This is a genomic window from Flavobacterium terrigena (genome assembly GCF_900108955.1).
Lineage (GTDB): Bacteria > Bacteroidota > Bacteroidia > Flavobacteriales > Flavobacteriaceae > Flavobacterium > Flavobacterium terrigena.
The window spans coordinates 40,328-56,223 of sequence record NZ_FNYA01000004.1 but is presented as its reverse complement, the minus strand read 5'-3'; the positions used below and the strand labels follow the sequence as shown (position 1 = coordinate 56,223).

The window sequence follows — 15,896 nt, the reverse complement described above, 5'->3', positions numbered from 1 at the left end:
GATTTATTAATGGAATACATCTTAATCCCAATTGTAGCACTACTCGCTTCTGTCCTAACATTTTTTTCAGGTTTCGGATTGGGAACTTTATTATTACCTGCTTTTGCATTATTTTTCCCTGTCGATGTGGCGATTGCCTTAACTGCGATTGTACATTTTTTAAACAATGCGTTTAAATTTGTATTGGTTCGAAAACATATCAATTGGAAAATAGCCTTACAATTTGGACTACCAGCTTTGCTTTTCTCTTTACTAGGAGCATTTCTATTAGATAAGATTACCAATGCAAATATTCTAGACGAATATACTTTAAACAACAAAGTTTTTCAAATTACATTAATGAAAATTATTGTTGCTTTTTTACTGATTTTCTTTGCTTTATTTGAGTTACTTCCGAAACTAAAAAACTTACAATTTCCTGAGAAATATTTACCTATTGGCGGAATTTTAAGTGGTTTTTTTGGTGGACTTTCCGGACATCAAGGTGCGTTACGAAGTGCGTTTTTAACTAAAGTTGGGTTATCTAAAGAAGCATTTATTGCCACTGGCGTAATTATCGCTTGTATGATTGATGTAAGCCGAATGTCGGTGTATTTTACAAATATTTCTAAAGTCAAAGACAGTTTAAATTGGAACTTAATTTGCATCGCAACACTTGCCGCTTTTATTGGCGTGTATTTCGGAAACAAATTGGTCAAAAAAATAACCATAAATACCATTCAGAAAATCGTAGCATTTATGATTATTTTGTTTGCGATGGCTTTAGGATTGGGGATTGTGTAAACCTATTTAACAAGCTTCCAAACTTCATCAAATAGTTTCATCAACTTTAAACCATTATTTGTTTTATCATAATTCAAAGCGTGATAACTATAATTAAATTCGTAATTGGCATTACCAAAATTAATATTGTAAATACATCCATCAAAAACATTGAAATTATTCTTTTCAATGACATCAAAATTTACATTCTCTAATTGATTTACTATATCAAAAAAACTTGATTTTGAAATAATAAAATCATAATTATTATAAGAATTAGATCTTAGATATTCTTCATCAGATAATTCTTTTCCAATATCATCAGTATACTTTGTAGAAACATAACAACTATCATTTTGAAAAGACAAAGTAACTTTTGATAAAATATGAGATTTATCAGCTCTATAAATTGGACCAGTAGTTTTCTCAAAAGAAATAGAACTTATTTTTATTTCTTTATCAATTTTATAGCTATTCTCATTTTGTGAAAAACAAAAAACGGAAAACAAAAGAAAGTAAATTAGTTTTATCATTATAGTAAAACGTGATTTCTATAAATGTATTATAATTTTTGTACATTTTATTTCCCAGCTTTCTCTTTTCTAGAAACATAATTATGTAAAAAATCACCTTTTGGTTTTCCTAAATCGAAAGAACTAAATTTCGTTAACAATCTCGTTTCTTCTCTGGCTTCGTCTTTGTCCCAATTTTCATATTCTATGCGATATATCGCTGAATACATTTCGGCACGTCCAACACCATGAAAACAATGAATAAGCACTGGATAATTCGCAGGATTGTCCATTACTTTAAAAAAAGCTTCTAAATTTTCTGGTTTTGGCACTTGATCTGAACCAATATTAAAATAATTCAACCCTTTAATTTTGGCAGCTGCTTCTTTTTCTGCAACAAGTTCTACAGGAATTTCAGGATTATTGACATCATCACCCGTTCCTGGAAAACGCAAATCGATAATACTTTTAATATTGTGTTCTTTAACAAAGTTAGCAATGTCATCTGGCGGAATTACACCACTTTTATACACTTTTCCTTCAGAAATAACTTTTAAATTATGATTTATTTTATAATCATAAAAATAACTTTTAGCCCATAGAAGTACTCCAATAAGTAAAATTGGAATTAGTATTCTTATTATTTTTTTCATCATTTCGCAGTTAATTTTTTATCAATAATTCTATTAAAATAATCCTGAATAAAAGCTTTACAAGCAATTTCCATATCATTCATTTCTTTGTTTCGTTTCCCAATTAAATTATGTAATTGCTTTTTGTCGTTTTTATCATAAAATCCAACAGCAACTTTTCCATCAAAGGCACAAATATAATTTCCTCGAACAAAGTTATATAAACCCGAGTTATGATTGATCACAAAAGGTTGAATTTGTTGTTTTTTGTCTAATAAACTTCTTCCCCAACTTCTAAAAGGCTTGTCATAACCAATCATATCCATAACTGTTGGAAAAATATCAATATGTTGTGCCAAATCGTTGTTTTCACCTTTCAATTTGTATTTTGGAGAATAAAACAAAATAGGAACTGCTAATCTGTTTGTGACTTTATCAGTATATTCTTCCGAATAATTCACCAAATTACAGTGGTCTGCCGTGATGATAAATATCGTATTTTCAAACCAAGGTTGTTTTTTTGCCGATTCGAAAAACTTTTTAAAAGCATAATCCGTATAACCAACAGGTTGGTGCATCGGATTAGTTCCTTTAGGAATTTTGTTTTTAAATTTTTCTGGAATTACATAAGGTTCGTGCGAAGTAACGGTAAAAATTGTGCTGAAAAATGGTGCTTTCTTTTTACTTATGGTTTGATTCATAAATTGCATAAAAGGTTCATCCCAAATTCCCCAAGAACCATCAAAATCTTTGTCGTTTCCATATTCTGTCATTCCATAATAATGGTCGAAACCTAAAATATTTCCATAGCCTAAAAATCCCATTGATCCATTTGGTGCACCATGAAAAAACGAAGTATCATAGCCTTTACTTTTTAAACAAGAAACTAATGATTCTATTTTTTGTTTCGCATAAGGCGATGAAGTAAACGCTTCTTTAAACGACGGAATTCCAGAAATAATAGACGACATTCCATGAATCGATTTATAACCATTTGCATATGCATTCGTGAAAATTAAACTTTCTGTAGCCAATGAATCCAAAAAAGGTGTATAACTTACATAATCTTTAATATTTGCATTTTTATTGAAAGCTCCAATATATTCTCGACCCATACTTTCGGTAATAATCAGAACAATATTTGGTGTTGACGGACTATTCGATTTGTAAAATTTTATCGGTTGAAAGTTGGAATCAACTATAGCTTGTGGAATATTGAATTCTGGTCTTTTAAATGATTTTATGCCTAAAGTTCTTAGAAAAGTAAAAGGAGAATTCAGAACTAAATCGGCTTGTTGTGCTTTTTTTACATGCTGATTGGCGTCAACTAAATTAATTGGTCGTGTACTTTTTTTGAAATCACCACGAATTCCACCAATACATAATGTTGAAATAATTAAAAACCCAAAAATTGATTTTAGTGTATATTTCACTTTGGAATGCTCCACCAAATTGTGTTTTACTTTAACTTTTTGATATAAAAATACCCATAAAGCAGAAACAGCTATGTATAATAAAAACACATGCCAATAAGTAATCAAAAATCGGAATAACATGCCTCCTTTAGATTCTTCATGTTTTAGAATGTCCCAAGCAGCAAGCGTTAAACGAGAAAAATTATATTTGTAATAAATGAAATCTACAAAATTGAAAGAGAAAAAAAGTAAATTCGAAAAGAAATACAAATAGAATAAAACCTTTTGATATTTGGGTTTGGTGTTGATAAAAAAGGGTAAAACCGATAGTACTATGAACAATCCATTTATATATAAAATTGCTGTAGTATCAAAAGCTAATCCGTGATAGGAAATTTTCAAAAATTCAGAAATGGAATCTACTTCAACAATTTCACTATTGTAAGCATAGAATAAAACTCTTGCTATAAAATAAAAGATATAAGCTAATAAAATTCTGTATAACAGAACCTTATACTCATCTAACCTGAAAATAGATTTCATACTTAAAAAATTAATTCTTGCAAAATTAACAATATTCGAAGTTTTACCGTTAAAATATTTATAAATATCTATTTTTTTTATAAATTGCAGTTTAAAACCAACTCAAATGCAAAATATTACTAGGCTTTTCGATTTCCCTTACTATCAATTAGAACACTACAATTTACCAGATGCATTAGTAACCAAATATGGTAATGAATGGGTGAAAACATCTACTCAAGAATATATAAACAAAGCCAATGCTTTATCAAGAGCTTTACTGAATTTAGGAATTCAAAAAAACGATAAAATTGCTGTTATTTCTTCAAATAACAGAACAGAATGGCATATTTCAGATATTGGAATTTTACAAACTGGTGCGCAAAACGTTCCTATTTATCCAACTATTTCATCTGAAGATTACGAATATATTTTAAACCATTCTGAAGCTAAATATTGTTTCGTTTCAGACCAAGAAGTGTACGATAAATTAAAAGCAGTACATTCAAGAATTCCATTATTAGTAGAAATTTATTCATTTAACGAAATTTCTGGTTGCAAAAAATGGAGCGATCTTTTAGAATCTGGAGCTGATACTTCAAATCAAAAAATAGTTGAAGAACGTAAAAATAATGTTTTACCAACTGATTTAGCTACGATTATTTATACTTCTGGAACAACTGGAAGACCAAAAGGTGTAATGCTTTCTCATAATAACATTGTTTCTGACGTATTGAGTTCTGATAGTAGAATGCCTCTAAGAAAAGGAAGTACTCGTGCGTTGAGTTTTTTACCAATTTGTCATATTTTCGAGAGAATGCTGACTTATGTGTATCAATATGGTGGAATTTCAATCTATTTTGCAGAAAGTATTGAAAAAATATCGGATAATTTAAAAGAAGTTCATCCACACGTAATGTCAGTTGTACCAAGGCTTTTAGAAAAAGTATACGATAAAATTTATGCTAAAGGTTCCGATTTAACTGGAATTAAAAAGAAATTATTCTTTTGGGCATTAGATTTAGGGATGGAATTTAAACCATATAATGAAAATGGTGCTTTTTATAATTTCAAACTAGGAATTGCTAGAAAATTGATTTTCTCAAAATGGCAAGAAGGTTTAGGTGGCGAATTAGAACTTTTAGTTTCAGGAAGTGCTGCTTTACAAACGCGTTTAACAAGAGTATTTACTGCAGCTGGAATTCCAGTAATGGAAGGTTATGGTTTAACAGAAACTTCTCCAGTAATTTCGGTAAATGACATGAGGAACAGAGGTTTCAAAATTGGAACTGTTGGTAAAGTTATCGATAATGTGGAAGTGAAAATTGCTGAAGATGGCGAAATTCTTTGCAAAGGTCCAAACGTAATGATGGGTTACTACAAAGATGAAGCACAAACGGCTGAAGTGATTAAAAATGGTTATTTCCACACTGGAGATATTGGAGAAATTGACTCAGAAGGCTTCTTAAAAATCACGGATCGTAAAAAAGAAATGTTCAAAACTTCAGGTGGAAAATATGTAGCACCACAAATTTTAGAAAATACATTCAAGCAATCTCGTTTTATCGAACAAATTATGGTTATTGGTGATGGTGAAAAAATGCCAGCCGCTTTCATTCAACCAGCTTTTGATTTCGTTAAAGAATGGGCAAGCAGACATAAAGTTAACATAGGAAATTCAAATCAAGAAATTTGTCAAAATCCAGAAGTTATTGCTAGAATTCAAGAAGATATTGACGAAGCAAATAAAAAATTCGGAAATTGGGAACAAGTGAAACGTTTTGAATTAACTCCAGATGTTTGGTCAATTAATGATGGTCATTTAACGCCAACTATGAAATTGAAACGTAAAATTATTAAAGAAAAATACCAATCTCTTTATGATAAAATTTATAGAGAATAAAAACATCTAAAATGAAAAAAATATTCTTCATTTCGTTAATCTTCGCTTTTTTTTCATGTAAAAAGAGCGAAGATTTTTCGTTACAAAACTATCATTCATTCGACAATAAAGAAGCCCAATATTCTGGCGGGATAAAAATGATCCCAATTAAAACGCCAAAAGGAACATTTAACGTTTGGACGAAAAGAATTGGAAACAATCCGAAAATAAAAGTCTTGCTTTTACATGGCGGACCAGGTTTAACTCACGAATTGTACGAATCTTTTGAAGGCTATTTACCAAAAGAAGGTATTGAATTTATTTACTACGACCAATTAGGTTCATATTATTCTGACCAACCGAAAGACAAATCACTTTGGACGAACGAACGTTTTGTGGAAGAAGTAGAACAAGTTCGAATTGCGCTAGGTTTAAACAAAGACAATTTTTACATTTTAGGACAATCTTGGGGCGGCATTTTAGCGATGGATTATGCTTTGAAATACCAGAAAAACCTAAAAGGATTGATTATTTCCAATATGGTTTCGAGCATTCCGTTGTATAATAAATATGCGCAAGAAGTTTTAGGTCCGCAAATGAAAAAAGAAGTGTACGATGAAATTATGCAATTGGAAAAAAATAACGATTTTGCGAATCCACGTTATACCGAATTGCTTTTTGAAAATTATTACACCGAACACATCTTACGTAAACCACAAAAAGAGTGGCCAGAATCGATTACAAGATGTTTTAAACACATTAATTCTGAAGTTTACATTTCGATGCAAGGTTATAGTGAATTTGGAATTACTGGTGATGCTTACATTAAAAATTGGGATGTTTCTAAACGTTTGAAAGAATTAACCGTTCCAACTTTAACCATCGGCTCCAAATACGACACTATGGATCCAGAACATATGAAATGGATGGCAACTCAAGTGCAAAACGGTCGCTTTTTATTTTGTAAAAACGGAAGTCATTTATCTCAATACGACGACCAAGAAACGTATTTCAAAGGTTTAATTCAGTTTTTGAAAGATGTGGATGAAAAGAAATTTAATTAATGTTCCTCGTCTTTTCCTAAAATTTTAGTATCAACTGGAATCGCTGGTTGAAACATTAGCGTTTCATTATAATACAAATTGAACCCTTTTTTGGTACGAAATTCGAAGTTTTTAAATTTGAAATTATCATCTTCGTTTTCTCTTGTAAAAATGATAGATTCTTTAGAATCAGGTAAGAAAACTTCTGCAATTAAACTGTCTTCATCCACAAAAAAGTAAGCATTTTTACTTTTTCCTAAGGTATCTTTTTCAATTGAAGTTAAACGATAACCTTCATCAAAAACACGCACACATTTTTTAGTCATATTAGACCATTTGTAACCTGCTTTTAAATCGCAACCGTTTTCGTTTTTATCGTCGTTCACTTGATTTCCTACAATTGAATCTAACATCTCTTCATCAGAGGTAGGATTTTTAAGAATATAATCGCATGAAAACAACGATAACAATGTTAAAATATATAGAATTTTCTTCATATTTTTAATTAAGAGTTTCTTGATAAATTAACGTTTCAACAGTTTCAAAATCTGTTGGTTTATCTTCATTAATGAAGTATTTTATTAAAACTTCTCCCCAAACTTTACCATCTGAAAAGTTAGCGATAATCCATCGGTGATTTAAAATTTTAATGTTATTTATTAAAAAAGGATTTTCACCAATTTGTTCATAAGAAACATATTTATTTCCTCTTTTATCAGCATTAAAAGCCATTAAATCTTCCTTTACTTTTGTTTTTAAAGCCTTTAAATTGTGTTCAAAATAATATTCTTGAGCATATTCATTATGATCTAAAGAAAATTTATCGTCATCTAATAATTTCACGATAGAATCTTGCGCTTTTTTTAATTCTTTTTTACTAATTGTTGAAACTTCTTCGCTTCTTTTTAAAATATTAGATGAGTTAACCATCTGAAAAATGTTAATTAATACTGAAAATACTAATCCGTAAAGCAATAAATTTTTCTTCATTTTGTAATTATTTAATTTCTATTTCTAAGTTATCGTAAGCTAAAAACACATTCTCTGGCAATTGTTTTTGCACTTCTTCATGTAATCCCAAAATATGACTAATGTGCGTTAAATAGGCTTTTTTTGGCTGCACCAAATTTATAAAATTTATAGCTTCTTCTATGTTAAAATGTGTATTATGTGGTTCAAATCGTAAGGCATTGATAACCAAAACATCAATATGCTTTAATTTTTCTAATTCTGAAGTGTCAATCGTTTTAACATCCGTTAAATATACAAAATCTTTTATTCGGTACCCAAAAACCTGCAAATTCCCATGCATCGCATTAATTGGAATGATTTCTTGATTTTTAATTTGTATATTTTGGTTATTTACCACTTCAAATGGCATTACCGAAGGCGCGCCTGGATATTTATTTTCTTTTTCGAAAATATAATCGAATCGTTTGGCTAAATTAGCTAAAACACGTTGATGACCATAAACTGGAATATCACCTTGTTTAAAATAAAATGGTCTAATGTCATCTAAACCTGCGGTATGATCGGCGTGTTCGTGAGTAAATAGTAAAGCATCAATATGCGAACATTTACTGGTTAGCATTTGCTGACGAAAATCGGGTCCGCAATCAATTACAACAGAAAAATCTTCCTCATGAATCCACACAGAAACACGCAATCGTTTGTCTTTATGATCTTCACTTAAACATACAAAATGACTGCTTCCAATTACTGGAATTCCTTGAGATGTGCCCGTACCTAAAAAGTAAATCTTCATATATGTAAAGCCTATTTATTATTGGTTAAACAGGGTGTCCTTTTCCTTATTTTACAATTATTTTTACAATCTGTTGCTAATTAGCTTTTGAATGCTAATATTTTTATACAAAAATAACAAATTACTCTTGTTAAAACCTATAATTTGTTAACTTTGCAATATATATTATAATTTCCCCAAAAATACATTTGAAAAAATGACGACTGAAATTACATTAAGAGGAGACAAGGCAATTGAACAAATTCCTTCTACTAAGGATAAAGCACTTCGTATTAATTTAAACGAAAATATTTACGGAACCTTTGCTGAAATTGGCGCAGGACAAGAAACTGTTAGACATTTTTTCAGAGCAGGAGCTTCTTCAGGTACTATCGCTAAAGCAATGTCGGCTTACGACAAAGATTTTAGTGATGCTATTTATGGTATTGAAGAAGATGGACGTTATGTTACGGAAAGTAGATTAAGAAAAATGCTAACTCACGAAACGCAACTTATTGAAGATAGATTAGGTCGTGATAAACATCCAAATAAAATGTTTTTTAGTTATGCGAATACAGTAGCCACTATTGACTTTGCAAAACAATTTAAAGGTCATGGTTGGGTTGGAATTAAATTTCAAGTTGAACCAGATGAGGCTTATAATGAAATTTTAATCCACATTCGTTTTAAAGAAAATGATGCGCGTTTACAACAAGAAACTTTAGGTATTTTAGGGGTTAACTTAATTTATGGTGCGTTTTACAAACATAATGATGCGAAGAAATTATTGCGTTATTTATACGACCATTTAGAAAAAGATCAGATTGAAATTGACACTGTGAATTTCTCTGGACCACGTTTTGCTGATGTTGACAACAGATTAATGAGTTTACAATTAGTAAAATATGGCTTTACAGATGCCGTAATGTTCAACCCAGAAGGAAAAAATATTTTACCAGCAGCTGTTTTATACAAAAAGAACATTTTAGCGTTACGTGGAAGTTTCCGTCCAGTAACAAAAGTAAATATGGATATGTATAAGCAATCTTACGAGATGTTTATACAAGAAAATAAAGTCAGTAAAGAAAATACGTTTGTGGTTTTTGAAATTACACTTTCTAACTTAAAAGCAGAAGGTGAAATTGACGAACGAGATTTCTTAGATAGAGCAGAATTGCTATGTTCATTAGGACAAACAGTTATGATTTCTAACTTCCAAGAATATTATAAAGTATTAGAATATTTCTCTTCATTCACCAAATCGAGAACTGGTTTAGCGATGGGTGTGAGTAATTTAGTAGATATCTTCGATGAGAAATATTATCGTCACATGTCGGGTGGTATTTTAGAAGCTTTTGGAAAACTGTTTTACAGAGACTTAAAAGTGTATTTATACCCAATGAAAGATCCTGAAACGGGTGAAATCATTAATTCAGAAAACTTAAAAGTACATCCAAGAATGAAAGAATTGTACAAATTCTTTAAATACAACGGAAAAGTTACTGATATAGAAAACTACGATGAAAAAACATTAGATATTTTCTCTAGAAAAATCTTAAAAATGATTGCAAAAGGCGAACCAGGTTGGGAAGAAATGCTACCTGATGGAACGGCTGAAATTATTAAGAAAGACAAATTATTCGGATATCTAAAAGAAAAAGAATTAGCGAAGTCATAAATTTTTATTATTTTTATAAGATTAATCTTTAAAAATAAAAAGTTTATGAAAATTGCAACCATTATTGTACGAGTACTTTTAGGAGCTATGATGTTATTTGCTTCTATTTCTTATTTTTTTGATTTAGCAGGTGAACAACCTAAGCCGACAGGAGATTTAGCAACTTTGATGGCTGGTTTTATGGCGTCAAAATATATTTTTCCAGTTGCGAAAACTATAGAATTACTAGCAGGTCTAATGTTAGTTAGTGGCAAATTCGTCAAATTAGGAACTATTATTTTATTACCTATTAGTATTAATATTTTTCTAATCCATACGGTTGTTACAGGAACAGATATTCCAATTGCAGCTGCTATTTTACTAGCAAATGTATTTTTAATTTACGCAAATTGGGACAGTTACAAAGAAATTGTAAAACCATAAATATACAAACCAAAAAAATCCTGAGTTCATCAGGATTTTTTTATTTATAACTTCTTCACTACATAAGTGACAATTCCCCAAATGATAAAATCATTTTCTTGGGTGACTTCAATAGGTTCAAACAAAGAATTTTCGGGCAATAACAACAAACTGTTTTCTTGTACTTTTATTCGTTTTACGGTAAATTCTCCATCAATAAAACAAACGGCAATTTTACCATCTTCTGGTTCTATACTTTTATCGATAACTAAAATATCACCATCATCAATTCCAGCGCCAATCATCGAGTTACCATTCGCTTTAGCGTAAAAAGTAGCCGTCTGATTTTTCACCACAATTTGATCGATACTAATTCTGGAACCATCAAAATCGGCAGCTGGAGAAGGAAATCCGGCTTTTATACCACTAGAAATATAAGGCATTTCTAAATTACCATCTACATTTGGAATAAAAAACGATAAGCTATTTTTCTCTAGCATTTTACTTCTAATAATTCTGTTATATCTGTTGTATATTTTTTGGACAAAAAATTCTGTTTCATTTTCCAAGTCCTTTGTAAATCTTGGTTTCCGAGTCGAATTTTTCTTTCACCCGTTTTCATTCTAATATCATCCATCACTTTCATTAATTTTTCATGTTTCGGATTTTCTTCCACAAATAAATTAAATTGCTTTTGATCTTGAGGAATAATCTCTGAAATAATAATTCCAGCTTTTGTATAAGTCTGACCAGCTTCAAAAAGCTTTTCTACCATTTTTACAGCGGTTGTACTTAACGTGATGCTCGATTGTGTGGCGAAAGGAATACTTTCATACTTCGTAAAATTATAACGCTCATTTCCTGCTTTATATTGGTCTTTTCTAAGATAAAGCACAATTGCATTGCAACACGATTTTTGTAATCGTAATTTTTCCGCAGCTACGGATGCAAAAGTTGAAACACGTTCTTTTAACTCATTTAAACTCGTAATGGGTTTTTCGAAAGTTCTCGTTATCGTAATATTTTTTTTAGCTTCAGGTTGATGTTCTAACTCTAATACCGATTGTCCTAATAATTCGGCACGAAGTCGTTTTCCAATCACGCCCATGGTTCGTATTATGAAATCTACATTATGAGGTTTTGTAAAATCGTAAGCCGTAACTATTCCGAAAGCTTTCATTTTTTTTACTAATTGGTACCCAATTCCCCAAACGTCACCAATTTTCGTCCATTTTAAGGCTTTGATTCGTTTTTCATCGGTATCAATAACATAAACTCCGCCTGTTCTGTCTTGGAATTTTTTAGCAATTTTATTCGCGACTTTACTCAATGCTTTCGTTTCAGCAAAACCAATACAAACTGGCAAGCCAACCCATTTTTGTACGCGTTGTTTCATTTGCAAGCCACAAGCTTCAAAATTAGTCGTATTGGTGTTTTTAAAATTAAGAAAAGCTTCGTCGATACTATAATTTTCGATATCTGGCGTAAAATCGGCTAATACGTCCATTACACGCTTGCTTAAATCGCCATACAAAGCATAATTGGAAGAAAAAACAGCAATTTGATGTTCCATAATTTCGTTTCTAATTTTAAATTCAGGTACGCCCATAGCAATTCCGAGCGCTTTTGCTTCATCACTTCTTGAAATCACACAACCATCGTTATTGGATAAAACGACAACTGGTTTTTTCTTGAATTGAGGTTGAAAAACACGCTCACAAGACACATAAAAATTATTACAATCGACCAATGCAAACATATCGTAAAGGTACGATTTTGACACTGAATATAGATTGGAAATTTATTAACAATCGAAACATTTTGAAACAAAAAAAATCCCAAACTCCAGTTAAGGAATTTGGGATTTTATATTTTAAATCTATCTGATTATACGTGTAATGCTCTGTTTCCAGTTGCTGCTAATGCCGCTTCTTTGATGGCTTCAGCAAAAGTTGGATGTGCGTGAGACATTCTTGAAATATCTTCAGCAGATGCTCTAAATTCCATTGCTGTAACAGCTTCTGCAATTAAATCGGCGCAACGTGCACCAATCATGTGAACACCTAAAACTTCGTCAGTTTTCGCATCAGCTAAGATTTTTACAAATCCGTCTGTGTCGCCACCAGCACGAGCTCTTCCTAATGCTTTGAAAGGGAAACTTCCTGCTTTAAATTCAATTCCTTCTGCTTTTAATTGCTCTTCTGTTTTACCAACAGCAGCAACTTCAGGCCAAGTATACACTACACCAGGAATTAAATTGTAATCGATATGCGGTTTTTGTCCAGCTAAAATTTCAGCAACCATAACACCTTCTTCTTCCGCTTTGTGTGCTAACATCGCTCCACGAACCACGTCACCAATAGCATAAATATTTGAAGCTGAAGTTTGTAAATGATCGTTCACTTCAATCTGACCTCTTTCTGTAACTTTAACACCAGCTTTATCAGCATTCAAGGCATCTGTATAAGGACGACGCCCCACAGAAACTAAAGAATAATCACCTTCTAAAGTGATGATTTCTCCTTTAGCGTTTTCAGCTTTAACAGTTACCACATCTCCTGCTCTATCAACCGATTGAACTTTGTGAGACGTGTAAAACTTCATACCTTGTTTTTTCAATACTTTAGTCAATTCTTTAGATAAAGAAGCATCCATTCCTGGAATAATTCTATCCATGAATTCCACTACAGAAACTTGCGCTCCTAAACGTAAATAAACTTGACCTAATTCAATACCGATAACTCCACCACCAATAATTACTAAGTGTTTAGGAACTTCTTTTAATTTTAAAGCTTCCGTTGATGTAATAATTCTGTCTTTATCTAATTTGATAAAAGGTAAAGAAGATGGTTTAGAACCTGTAGCGATAATAATATTTTTAGATTCAATCACTTCTGACGAACCATCATTTTTAGTTATTTTAACTGAAGTAGCACTTTCAAATGAACCTACACCTTCAAAAACTGTAACTTTATTTTTATCCATTAAGTATTTTACTCCACCAGAAGTTTGATCTACAACTGCTTGTTTACGAGCAATCATTTTTTCTAAATTCACTTTTACATCACCTGAAACTTCAATTCCGTGATCTGCAAAATGTTGTAATTCTTCATAATGATGAGAAGAAGCTAATAATGCTTTTGATGGAATACAACCTACGTTAAGGCAAGTTCCACCAAGAGTTGAGTATTTTTCAATAATTGCTGTTTTAAATCCTAATTGTGCGCAACGAATAGCTGCAACATATCCTCCAGGTCCAGAACCAATAATGGTTACATCAAATTGACTCATAAATATTTATTTTTATAAAATGATTGTTGTATTATTTTCGAGTACAAAAGTAAAGTTTTTAAATAAATATGTACTGATATTTATTTAAAAACTTCAATAAATTTAATTGATTACAAAAGAAGTTGAATTTTTAACCTCACCAATCATAAAAGTACTGTGTGTACTACCAATATGTTGCAGTGTTGTTAACTTTGTAACCATGAATTCTCTGTATTCTTCCATGTCTTTTACGCAGATTTTCAGAATATAATCGTAATCACCACTTACGTGAAAACATTCTAAAACTTCGTTTAGTGTAACGACTTCTTTTTCGAATTCAGAAATTAAATCTTTAGAGTGTTTAATTAGTTTGATATGACAAAATACCACAAATCCTTTATCGATTTTAGTTTTGTCCAAAATTGTAGCATACTTGCTTATAATTCCTTCTCGTTCTAGTTTTTTTATCCTTTCATAAACCGCAGTGACAGAAAGATTTAGTTTACCAGAAAGCTCTTTAGTAGTTTTTTTAGAATCAATTTGCATTAATTCTAACAGTTTTTTGTCTGTTGCATCCATTTTAGTTGTGTTGTTGTGTGTGTTGTTAGTGACGCAAATATATCATTTTTTTTTAAATTTTATTTCAAAGCTTAGATTAAAAATCATTAAAATGCGTTTTTTTTAGTTTTTTAATCTAAAAAACAATATATCTATTGAAATATTAATTTTTTATAATCAATTTTGATGAATAAAAAATTAAAACAACACTAACACACAAACATTATGAACAACTTTAATCCAGCAGACAAAATCCAAGATTTACAATATTTTGGTGAATTTGGAGGCGTAAATCCTTCAATTTCTGATTCTTCAACTTACACGTTTCTTTCAGCGAAAACAATGTTTGACACTTTTGAAGGTAACGCAGAAGGATGTTATTTATATTCTCGTCATTCTTCTCCAAGTAATTTATATTTAGACAAAGCTTTGGCAGCAATGGAAGGAACGGAAACTGCAAATGTTTCTGCTTCAGGAATGGGAGCTATTACACCAACTATTTTACAACTTTGTGGACAAGGTGACCACGTAGTTTCTAGTAGAACCATTTATGGTGGAACGTATGCGTTTTTAAAGAATTTTGCTCCAAGATTTGGTGTAGCAACAACTTTTGTTGACATCACAAAACTTGATCTTGTAGAAGCTGCAATAACTCCAAATACTAAAGTTTTATATTGTGAAACAGTTAGTAATCCATTGTTAGAAGTGGCAGATATTGCTTCTTTGGCTAAAATTGCTAAAAAACACAACATTAAATTAGTCGTAGATAACACTTTTTCACCTTTATCGGTTTCTCCAGCAAAATTGGGTGCTGATATCGTAATTCATTCTCTTACAAAGTACATTAACGGAAGTTCTGATACAGTTGGTGGTGTAACTTGTGCGAGTCAAGAATTTATTAACGATTTGAAAAACGTAAATTCTGGTGCAAGTATGTTATTAGGACCAACAATGGACAGTTTACGTTCAGCATCAGTGATGAAAAACCTAAGAACATTACACATTAGAATGAAACAACACAGTCATAATGCAATGTATTTGGCTAATAAATTTGAAGCTGACGGAATCAAAACAGTTTATCCAGGTTTAGCAAGTCATCCAAGTCATGAAGTGTATAAAAACATGATTAATCCAGAATATGGTTTTGGAGGAATGATGACAATTGACGTTGGAAGTTTAGATAAAGCCAATGCTTTAATGGAATTAATGCAAGAAAGAAATTTAGGGTATTTAGCCGTAAGTTTAGGTTTCTACAAAACGTTATTTAGTGCACCTGGAACTTCAACTTCTTCTGAAATTCCTTTAGAAGAACAAGCAGAAATGGGTTTAACAGATGGTTTAATTCGTTTCTCAATTGGTTTAGATAACGATATTGAAAGAACATACCAAAGTATGAATGCTTGTATGAAAGAATTAGGTATCTTACAATTAGAAAATGCATAACATCAAATAGAAATGCATAACAAAAAAATCCGT

Annotated in this window: 16 protein-coding genes; 6 read left to right on the top strand and 10 right to left on the bottom strand. The window is 31.0% G+C overall.

Annotated features, from left to right (window positions below; translation table 11 throughout):
• The first annotated feature begins 9 nt into the window (after positions 1 to 9).
• Positions 10 to 783, top strand: a complete 774-nt coding sequence (locus BMX42_RS08020; protein ID WP_091311957.1) for a sulfite exporter TauE/SafE family protein — start codon at positions 10 to 12, stop codon at positions 781 to 783.
• Positions 784 to 785: 2 nt separating this feature from the next.
• Here the strand turns inward: BMX42_RS08020 and BMX42_RS08015 are convergent, their stop codons facing one another.
• From BMX42_RS08015 to BMX42_RS08005, 3 genes are read right to left on the bottom strand one after another with little or no spacing between them, the layout of a single operon-like run.
• A complete protein-coding gene (locus BMX42_RS08015; RefSeq protein WP_091311953.1) occupies positions 786 to 1,295 on the bottom strand; it encodes a hypothetical protein in 510 nt (169 codons plus the stop codon).
• A 47-nt stretch (positions 1,296 to 1,342) separates the two neighbouring features.
• Positions 1,343 to 1,927, bottom strand: coding sequence for a dual specificity protein phosphatase family protein (locus tag BMX42_RS08010; RefSeq protein ID WP_177169147.1), 585 nt, complete (start codon positions 1,925 to 1,927; stop codon positions 1,343 to 1,345).
• Entirely contained in the window at positions 1,927 to 3,864 is a 1,938-nt protein-coding gene (locus BMX42_RS08005; protein WP_091311945.1) for an LTA synthase family protein, read from the bottom strand. Before BMX42_RS08005 ends, BMX42_RS08010 begins: the two co-directional genes overlap by 1 nt.
• A gap of 106 nt (positions 3,865 to 3,970) precedes the next feature.
• Between BMX42_RS08005 and BMX42_RS08000 the strand changes: the two genes are divergently transcribed.
• Both BMX42_RS08000 and BMX42_RS07995 read left to right on the top strand, forming a co-directional pair.
• On the top strand, positions 3,971 to 5,746 hold the full coding sequence (locus BMX42_RS08000; protein ID WP_091311942.1) for an AMP-dependent synthetase/ligase: 1,776 nt from the start codon (positions 3,971 to 3,973) through the stop codon (positions 5,744 to 5,746).
• Between the two features lie 11 nt (positions 5,747 to 5,757).
• Positions 5,758 to 6,789, top strand: a complete 1,032-nt coding sequence (locus tag BMX42_RS07995; protein WP_091311937.1) for a proline iminopeptidase-family hydrolase — start codon at positions 5,758 to 5,760, stop codon at positions 6,787 to 6,789.
• Here BMX42_RS07995 and BMX42_RS07990 read toward each other — a convergent pair.
• From BMX42_RS07990 to BMX42_RS07980, 3 genes are read right to left on the bottom strand one after another with little or no spacing between them, the layout of a single operon-like run.
• Positions 6,786 to 7,265 (bottom strand): hypothetical protein, encoded by a 480-nt coding sequence (locus BMX42_RS07990; RefSeq protein ID WP_091311933.1) that lies wholly within the window; start codon positions 7,263 to 7,265, stop codon positions 6,786 to 6,788. The genes BMX42_RS07995 and BMX42_RS07990 overlap by 4 nt on opposite strands.
• Before the next feature lie 4 nt (positions 7,266 to 7,269).
• Complete coding sequence (locus BMX42_RS07985) at positions 7,270 to 7,758, bottom strand: hypothetical protein (RefSeq protein ID WP_091311929.1); 489 nt, start codon at positions 7,756 to 7,758, stop codon at positions 7,270 to 7,272.
• A 7-nt stretch (positions 7,759 to 7,765) separates the two neighbouring features.
• A complete protein-coding gene (locus tag BMX42_RS07980; protein WP_091311925.1) occupies positions 7,766 to 8,533 on the bottom strand; it encodes an MBL fold metallo-hydrolase in 768 nt (255 codons plus the stop codon).
• Positions 8,534 to 8,729: 196 nt separating this feature from the next.
• Between BMX42_RS07980 and BMX42_RS07975 the strand changes: the two genes are divergently transcribed.
• Both BMX42_RS07975 and BMX42_RS07970 read left to right on the top strand, forming a co-directional pair.
• Positions 8,730 to 10,190 (top strand): nicotinate-nucleotide adenylyltransferase, encoded by a 1,461-nt coding sequence (locus BMX42_RS07975; protein WP_091311923.1) that lies wholly within the window; start codon positions 8,730 to 8,732, stop codon positions 10,188 to 10,190.
• Positions 10,191 to 10,235: 45 nt separating this feature from the next.
• A complete protein-coding gene (locus BMX42_RS07970) occupies positions 10,236 to 10,613 on the top strand; it encodes a DoxX family membrane protein (protein ID WP_091311920.1) in 378 nt (125 codons plus the stop codon).
• A 44-nt stretch (positions 10,614 to 10,657) separates the two neighbouring features.
• Here BMX42_RS07970 and BMX42_RS07965 read toward each other — a convergent pair whose 3' ends face one another.
• The 4 genes from BMX42_RS07965 to BMX42_RS07950 form a co-directional block, all read right to left on the bottom strand.
• On the bottom strand, positions 10,658 to 11,092 hold the full coding sequence (locus tag BMX42_RS07965) for a LexA family protein (protein WP_091312652.1): 435 nt from the start codon (positions 11,090 to 11,092) through the stop codon (positions 10,658 to 10,660).
• Positions 11,086 to 12,351 carry a Y-family DNA polymerase gene (locus tag BMX42_RS07960; RefSeq protein ID WP_091311917.1) on the bottom strand — a complete coding sequence of 422 codons (1,266 nt, stop codon included), beginning with the start codon at positions 12,349 to 12,351 and terminating at the stop codon, positions 11,086 to 11,088. The genes BMX42_RS07965 and BMX42_RS07960 overlap by 7 nt, the downstream gene beginning before the upstream one ends.
• A 128-nt stretch (positions 12,352 to 12,479) precedes the next feature.
• Positions 12,480 to 13,883 carry a dihydrolipoyl dehydrogenase gene (gene lpdA / locus BMX42_RS07955; protein WP_091311914.1) on the bottom strand — a complete coding sequence of 468 codons (1,404 nt, stop codon included), beginning with the start codon at positions 13,881 to 13,883 and terminating at the stop codon, positions 12,480 to 12,482.
• A 102-nt stretch (positions 13,884 to 13,985) separates the two neighbouring features.
• A complete protein-coding gene (locus BMX42_RS07950; protein ID WP_091311911.1) occupies positions 13,986 to 14,441 on the bottom strand; it encodes an Lrp/AsnC family transcriptional regulator in 456 nt (151 codons plus the stop codon).
• Positions 14,442 to 14,645: 204 nt separating this feature from the next.
• On the opposite strand from BMX42_RS07950, the gene BMX42_RS07945 reads away from it, so the two are divergent.
• Entirely contained in the window at positions 14,646 to 15,863 is a 1,218-nt protein-coding gene (locus BMX42_RS07945) for an aminotransferase class I/II-fold pyridoxal phosphate-dependent enzyme (protein WP_091311908.1), read from the top strand.
• Positions 15,864 to 15,896: the final 33 nt, after the last annotated feature.

Bases quoted from the DNA above. Each gene is read 5' to 3' on its own strand.
- BMX42_RS07950 (WP_091311911.1), bottom strand. From the start codon at position 14,441: ATGGATGCAACAGACAAAAAACTGTTAGAATTAATGCAAATTGATTCT.
- BMX42_RS08010 (WP_177169147.1), bottom strand. From the start codon at position 1,927: ATGAAAAAAATAATAAGAATACTAATTCCAATTTTACTTATTGGAGTA.
- BMX42_RS07975 (WP_091311923.1), top strand. From the start codon at position 8,730: ATGACGACTGAAATTACATTAAGAGGAGACAAGGCAATTGAACAAATT.
- BMX42_RS07945 (WP_091311908.1), top strand. From the start codon at position 14,646: ATGAACAACTTTAATCCAGCAGACAAAATCCAAGATTTACAATATTTT.
- BMX42_RS07990 (WP_091311933.1), bottom strand. From the start codon at position 7,265: ATGAAGAAAATTCTATATATTTTAACATTGTTATCGTTGTTTTCATGC.
- BMX42_RS08000 (WP_091311942.1), top strand. From the start codon at position 3,971: ATGCAAAATATTACTAGGCTTTTCGATTTCCCTTACTATCAATTAGAA.
- BMX42_RS08015 (WP_091311953.1), bottom strand. From the start codon at position 1,295: ATGATAAAACTAATTTACTTTCTTTTGTTTTCCGTTTTTTGTTTTTCA.
- BMX42_RS07965 (WP_091312652.1), bottom strand. From the start codon at position 11,092: ATGCTAGAGAAAAATAGCTTATCGTTTTTTATTCCAAATGTAGATGGT.
- BMX42_RS07985 (WP_091311929.1), bottom strand. From the start codon at position 7,758: ATGAAGAAAAATTTATTGCTTTACGGATTAGTATTTTCAGTATTAATT.
- BMX42_RS08005 (WP_091311945.1), bottom strand. From the start codon at position 3,864: ATGAAATCTATTTTCAGGTTAGATGAGTATAAGGTTCTGTTATACAGA.
- BMX42_RS08020 (WP_091311957.1), top strand. From the start codon at position 10: ATGGAATACATCTTAATCCCAATTGTAGCACTACTCGCTTCTGTCCTA.
- BMX42_RS07995 (WP_091311937.1), top strand. From the start codon at position 5,758: ATGAAAAAAATATTCTTCATTTCGTTAATCTTCGCTTTTTTTTCATGT.
- BMX42_RS07980 (WP_091311925.1), bottom strand. From the start codon at position 8,533: ATGAAGATTTACTTTTTAGGTACGGGCACATCTCAAGGAATTCCAGTA.
- BMX42_RS07970 (WP_091311920.1), top strand. From the start codon at position 10,236: ATGAAAATTGCAACCATTATTGTACGAGTACTTTTAGGAGCTATGATG.
- BMX42_RS07960 (WP_091311917.1), bottom strand. From the start codon at position 12,351: ATGTTTGCATTGGTCGATTGTAATAATTTTTATGTGTCTTGTGAGCGT.
- lpdA (WP_091311914.1), bottom strand. From the start codon at position 13,883: ATGAGTCAATTTGATGTAACCATTATTGGTTCTGGACCTGGAGGATAT.